The organism is Kitasatospora sp. NPDC059795, from assembly GCF_042732175.1.
Classification (GTDB): Bacteria; Actinomycetota; Actinomycetes; order Streptomycetales; family Streptomycetaceae; genus Kitasatospora.
Genome location: NZ_JBHWID010000035.1, coordinates 26898 through 32931 on the forward strand (window position 1 = coordinate 26898; position 6034 = coordinate 32931).

The 6034-nt window shown below is 71.4% G+C and carries 5 protein-coding genes; 2 read left to right on the plus strand and 3 right to left on the minus strand.

The features are described 5' to 3' along the window. Positions 1-313 precede the first annotated feature (313 nt). Positions 314-667 carry a hypothetical protein gene (locus ACFV4P_RS35135; protein ID WP_380477562.1) on the minus strand — a complete coding sequence of 118 codons (354 nt, stop codon included), beginning with the start codon at positions 665-667 and terminating at the stop codon, positions 314-316. A gap of 439 nt (positions 668-1106) precedes the next feature. Here ACFV4P_RS35135 and ACFV4P_RS35140 point away from each other — a divergent pair, with 439 nt between their 5' ends. Then, on the plus strand, positions 1107-2528 hold the full coding sequence (locus ACFV4P_RS35140; protein ID WP_380477563.1) for a hypothetical protein: 1422 nt from the start codon (positions 1107-1109) through the stop codon (positions 2526-2528). 241 nt (positions 2529-2769) lie between these two features. On the opposite strand, the gene ACFV4P_RS35145 is transcribed toward ACFV4P_RS35140, so the two are convergent. Next, positions 2770-5265: a Helicase associated domain protein gene (locus tag ACFV4P_RS35145; RefSeq protein WP_380477564.1), complete on the minus strand. Its 2496-nt coding sequence runs from the start codon at positions 5263-5265 to the stop codon at positions 2770-2772. A 146-nt stretch (positions 5266-5411) separates the two neighbouring features. Further along, positions 5412-5618, minus strand: coding sequence for a hypothetical protein (locus tag ACFV4P_RS35150; RefSeq protein WP_380477565.1), 207 nt, complete (start codon positions 5616-5618; stop codon positions 5412-5414). Positions 5619-5684: 66 nt separating this feature from the next. Between ACFV4P_RS35150 and ACFV4P_RS35155 the strand changes: the two genes are divergently transcribed. Then, the gene (locus ACFV4P_RS35155; protein ID WP_380477566.1) at positions 5685-5822 is read left to right on the plus strand and encodes a hypothetical protein; all 138 of its coding nucleotides are present in this window, start codon (positions 5685-5687) and stop codon (positions 5820-5822) included. Positions 5823-6034: the final 212 nt, after the last annotated feature.

Sequence of the window (6034 nt, forward strand, 5' to 3'; positions counted from 1 at the left end):
CCGGTCGCTTGGTCCATGGTCACGAACGCGGTGCGAGCGCGCACGGGGTACGCCGCAAGAAGCGGCCGGGGTTCCGCTTCCAGCGGTCAGTTCGTGGACTCGCTGCGGTCCGGACGATGCCAAGGACTGGAGGGTCAAGGCGGGTGGTATTGGCGGCGGGACGGCGGGTGCGGAGAGCAGGGGAACCTTCTCGGTCGGGCGGGCCTCGTCCAGGGCGGATCCGGAGTTGGGCCACGAAGGCGCGAGCAGGTGGCCGCCCTGGTTCCACCCCCGCCGACCCGCGGTGGGACGTCCGGGTCCTGCGCGCCGAGCTCTACCCGGTGAGGAACCGCGCCGCACGAGCGTCGATGCCCCAGAGGCTGTCGTGGCCTCTCTCGCGTGGGTGCTGTCGCGGTCTGCGGCCTGAGCGGACAACCGCCTTCCCCGGTGGGGTCCCGGCGCAGACGTAGTCCACAACGTGGGTCTGGATCTCGCGGTCCAGGATGGTCAGGGCGATGTCGTGCACGTTGTTGTTCTCTTCGAGGAGTACCTTCCTGCCGGTGTGCAGGCGCTCGAAGCGCCAGAGCATGGCGAAGTAGGCGCACATCACCTCCCCACGCTCGGTCCCCTCGGAGGAGATGGGCCTGTTCTGCCAGTGGATGGTCCCGAGGATGTGGCGGTCCTTCATAGCGGCGCCGCCGATCGACGGCGACCTCGCCGGCGCCGAGCAGCGCTCGGCGCAGCAGGCGTATGGGCGATGCCGGCTCCTCGCCGGCTCGCGCGGGGTGGTGCGACATACGAGGCTTCTCATCACAACCTCGCTGCCTCGAAGTGATCGGACCGGGGTATCTGCTGTGGTTTGTCACGATTTACCGTCAAGTGTCGTGTCGCACTTCCGGGTTGTCGCGTGAGAGTGCGGGGCGCTTTGTTGTGAGGAAGAGGTGAACCCGCGGATGAGTGCTCGTACGCGTGGACAGGGCGATCTGCCGTGGTACCGGGTCAGCCGTCAGTGGCCCGCGGCCGTGTTCAACAGGGCCTCGGCCGGTGGGACGGTCCCGGTCGGTGCCGGCGGCGCATCCGACCAGGTTGGCCCGGGTGGACGGCGCGGGGAGCGCGGTGCGGGGGCGGTGTCGGTGGGGGGCGCGCTGCTGTCCGGTATGGCGCTGCTGGCGGCCGCAGCTCCACCGGTGGCCGCCGCACCGATGGCCGTCGTGCCGATGCGGGCGCAGGAGGCCGACCCGTCGCAGACCTTCACCTTCACCGGCGCCTCGCAGACCCTGACGGTTCCGGCGGCGGCGGTGGTGACGATCACCGCAGACGGCGCGGGCGGCGCCGACAACACCGGCACCCCCTGTTCCGTCACGGGGACCGGCGGGACAGGGGCACGGGTGGTGACCACCCTGCCGCAAACCACCGCCCCGACGACCTTCACCGTCAACGTCGGCGGCACCGGCGGCAAGGGCTGCAACGGCACCGGGACGGGGGGTGCCGGCGGGTTCAACGGCGGCGCCCCGGGAGGGAGTTTCCCGCTCACCGGCTTCCACTTCGAAGGTCCGGGTGGGGGCGGGGCCTCCAGCGTCACCACGGGCGGCTCCCTACTGGTGGTCGCCGGTGGCGGCGGCGCCTCCGGCGGCACCGGAGCGGGCTCCACGGGAGGCAACGGAGGCAACGGCGGGACGACACCGGATGCCACCGGCGCTACCGCGGGAAGTGCCACCGGCCCCGGGGCTTCTCCGGGGCAGGGCGGGGGCGGCGGCAGCACCAGCACCAGCACCGGGGGTGCCGGCGGGGCCGCCGGCACCGCTCCACCCTGCACCGCTCTGCCGGGCGGGCCGGGAGGCGGGTTCCTGGGTACCACGGTCGGCACCGGCGGCACCGGCGGCACCTTCGACGGCGGCTGCGCCGCCGCTGTCATCGGTACTGGCGGCGGCGGCGGGGGCGGGTACTTCGCCGGCGCCGGCGGCGGCAGCGGCGCCGTCAACAACAGGGGCACCTCAGCAGGTGGGGGCGGTGGTGGTGGGGGCAGCAGCTTCGCCACCCCCACGGGTACCGGCACGAGCTACGCGCCGTCAACGACCGGGACGGCGAACCACAACGGCCAGGTGACCATCTCCTACACGGTCCCGTCCCTGACCATCACCAAGACCCACACCGGGCACTTCACCCAGGGACGGGACGGCCTCTACACCATCACCGTCGGCAACGCCGCCGGGGCCGCCCCGACCGACGGCACCACGGTCACCGTGCAAGACACCCTCCCCGCAGGGCTCAAGGCCGACAGCATCAGCGGCACGGGCTGGACCTGCGACCAGGGCACGCTCACCTGCACCCGCAGCGACGCCCTCGCCGCCGGGAGCAGCTACCCGCCCATCACGCTGCAAGTCGATGTCTCCTGCAGCGCCGCCGACGACGTCACCAACGTCGCGGTCGTCACCGGGGGCGGCGACACCACCCCCCACACCGCCACCGACCCCACCAGGATCAAGCACCACCGGCACGACAAACACGACAAGTACGACATGCGCTGCGACCGCCACGAGCACTGGTAGACCACCCGACCCCGGGAACCCCGGAGCCCGCACCACCCCCGGCACCTACCGGAACAGCGCCCCGGACGGGCCCACCGCCCTGTTCAACCCAGGTCACGCCGCTGACCCACCAGCAGCCCCACAGAACGCTGTCGGCCGACCCCACACGTCGCGAGGTCGGCCAGCAGCATCTGGCGGAAGCGACAGGCTGCCCACGCCCACTCGACGCCGTGCTCGGCGAGCTGCGCGAGCTGACCTGGCGTCAGTTCCGCCCTTCGGGCCTTCTGGTTGTTGAGCCAGGTGCCCAGCGCATCCCCAGCTCGGTGAGGCGTTGGGCGCGGGCCGGGGGGATGGTGGTGCGTCTGCTGCGGCTGTTGGTGATGAACAGGCCGAGGCTGACTTCGACGGTGGTGTCGTCGTCCAGCAGCAGGGTCTCCTTGTGCCCGCGCGGGACGTTCAGGTGGCCTTCCCGCTCGCGGTACTGGGCGGCGGCGGCGAGGTTGCGCTGCTCCTTTTCCGCGTGGCTCACTTTGGCGGGCGGGAGCTGCTCCGGTGTCAGGGGTTCGAGTCCGAGGACGTGCTCGCACGCCCACTGCTGGGCCGGGCCGAGCCTGTCCCAGCCGGTCTGCTGCGCCCGTGCCCACCCGGCCAGGTCCTCACCCTGGACGACGATGCTGCCCGGTTCGGCACCGGCCAGCGTGCCGCCGTCGGTGACGTGGCGCCAGGCCAGGGCGAAGCACCGCTGCCATTCCACCGACCAGGCCGGGCACCACGCCGGGTCGATGGCGTCGTAGGCGGCCTTCCGGTCGGCGGACAAGGTTCCGGTCCAGTCCAGGCCGGTCTCGCCGGCTTCGGCCCGCCGCTGGAGTGCTTCGGTGCGACGTTGGGCGGTACGGGCGTTCTTCATGATGATCCCGACCGGGCGCCCGTCCCACACGGCGTCGGCCGGCGGGCAGGCGTGGCCGTGTTCGGCGGCGTAGCCGGCGACCGCGGTGACGTTGTCGGTGAAGGCGGTGTCGAACGCCGACCACACCATCCCGAGCTCGTCCAGTTCCGCGATCCGGTCGTCGTCTAGGATCCCGGCGGCCTTGTAGCGGCGCTGGTCGGCCACCCACACGCCGAGCCGGTGCCCGGACGGGGCGCGGTAGGCGTAGGGCACACGCACGTCGCCGAACGCCCTGCGGTAGGCGATCAGTTCGCTCAGGCCGCGGCGGAACTCCTCCCGCTCGGGCTCCAGGACCCGGGTGCGGACGAACGTCGCGATGACGGCCGGGTCGCGCTGGGTGGAGAAGATGAGCAGCCGTTCTTCGCCGCTGGCGGAGCGGACCTCGTCCATGTTGCCGGCGTGCCGGGGTTCCCGGTCGGGGCGGGTCCCGGACTGGGGGAGGGCGAGGCGTTCGACGGCGGCTTCGTCGTGGGCGCGCAGCGCGAGCAGCACCTTCGCCAGGCCGTCGTAGGCCTTCGACGTCAGCAGATCTTCACCGCTCTCCCCGGCACCCAGGAGCACGGGCACGATGATCGTGGCGATCTTCCCGCTGCCGGCGGCCATACGCAGGGCCCGGCCGATGGCCTGCACCAGGTCGACGATGGAGCCGCGGACGTCGGCGAAGAACACCGTGTTGCAGTGGAACGTGTCCACGCCCTCCGACAGGGTCTTGACCGAGGAGAGGATGTAGCGCAGCAGCCGCCACCCGTCCCCGCCGACCAGCGACGCGAACACATCGAGCGCAGCGCGCCGTTGGGCGGGGGTGTGGTCGGCCTCCAGCCACGTGGTGCCGATCAGCTTCGGGTCCGGGTGCAGGGCGGGGTCCTGTTCCCACAAAGCCCGGGCGGCGTCCGGAAGGCCGGTGCTCATCGCCCGGGCCTCGGCGACCAGGTGGTGGAAGGACAGAACCTGCGACAGGTCCCACTCCGCGCACGCCGTCAGCAACGCCGTCTGCAACGCGGCCAGCCGCGCCCCGCGGTACTCCAGTGACCGCTCGTCCACGCCACGCTGCTGAAGGCCCTGCAGTACCGGGTCGGAGACGTCGACGCACACGATCCGGTACGGGGCGATCACGCCGTCGGCGATGGCCTGCCCGAGGGGGTAGTCGTGGGCAACGGGGCCGAACAGCTCCTCGTTGTCCATGCTCGCGATCAGCTCGGCCGGCTCCACCCCGGCCTCCGCCGCCCGCTGCTCGTCGGCCTCGGTGATCCCCCAGATCCGCGGGGTGGCCGTCATGAAGAACCTGCGGTCCGACAGGATGCGGGTGTTGTCGAGGATCATCGACCACGGCTTCCCGGCCTCGCCAGAGGCGTGGTGGGCCTCATCACCGACCGTCAGGTCGAAGGCCGGCAGACCCAGCCGGTGCGCCTCCTCGACCCGGCCCAGGCTCGCGTAGGTGGCGAACACCGTGACCCGCTTCATCCCGGCCGTCAGCTTCACCAGCTCGGCGGGATCGGTGGTGCACCGCACCCCGACGGGCTGCGCGTAGCCGGCCAGCGAGCACAGCCCGATCATCCGCCCGCCGTGGCCCTCGCGCCGCCACACCTCCACCGTCTCCTCCAGCAGCGGCAGCGACGGCACCACCACCAGCGTCCGCTCCGACCGCAGCCGGCCGGCCACATGAACGGCCGTCAGCGACTTCCCCGCCCCCGTCGCCGCCCGGATCTGACACCGCAGCCCCTGAGGCGGCACCAACCCCGACGCCGGAAGGGCCAGAAGTCGCACGGAGGAATCGGCGGCCTCCACCTGATTGCGCCGAAGCTGCTTCATCATGATTACAATTTCCCTTTCCCGGAATTCCAGCGACACGACCGGAAAACTGACCACTGCTGAGCTGCGCCGTTCAGCGGCCGGAAACGGGCGCGGTCGGATCTCACCGTGTGTCGTTCACGACGGCCCCGCCGTTCGTTGCCCCGTCGCTACCAGTCCAGCGCCGGACCGCTGTAGCTGTCGCCGTAGTCGTCGTACCCGAAACGCGGTCTGATCTGGTAGCTCGCGGGCGGCCGCTCGCGGTAGGTCTCCAGGCCAGGCAGCGGCGGGGTGACCGGGACCGGGGGGACGTGGACCAGGCCGTTGCCGTCGGTCTGGACGTGTTCGGCCAGTACCGCCACCAGTTGCTCCGGCATCACTCCCGTCTCCCGCGTCAGCGCCTCCAGGCGCCGTTCCGCCGGCCCTGCCAGGGACAGGCGCAGGTGCACCCGTTCCGCTTCGCCCTGCTGCTCTCGGCGGACCCGCTCGGCCCATTCCCGCTCCGCCGCAAGCCGGGCCTCGCGCTCCGCAATCCAGGCCTGGGCCTGCCCGTCGAGCGCTACGTCGCATGTGATCTCTAAGCACTGATGCAGTTTCTCTGAGTGCAATCGCAGGCCTGGGGTTTGGAGGATGTCGAGCTGCGAGGATCTGGGCAGCGAGTGCCCTGGAGCTGATGGCTGTTGCAGTTTGGTCTTCTGAGAGGGCGGTTCGTGAGTATTTGACCGATTCTGCTGTCACCTGATGGTGTGGGGAGGGGCGGAGTCCGCCCGTCCGGGGGCGGTGCTCTGTTGTG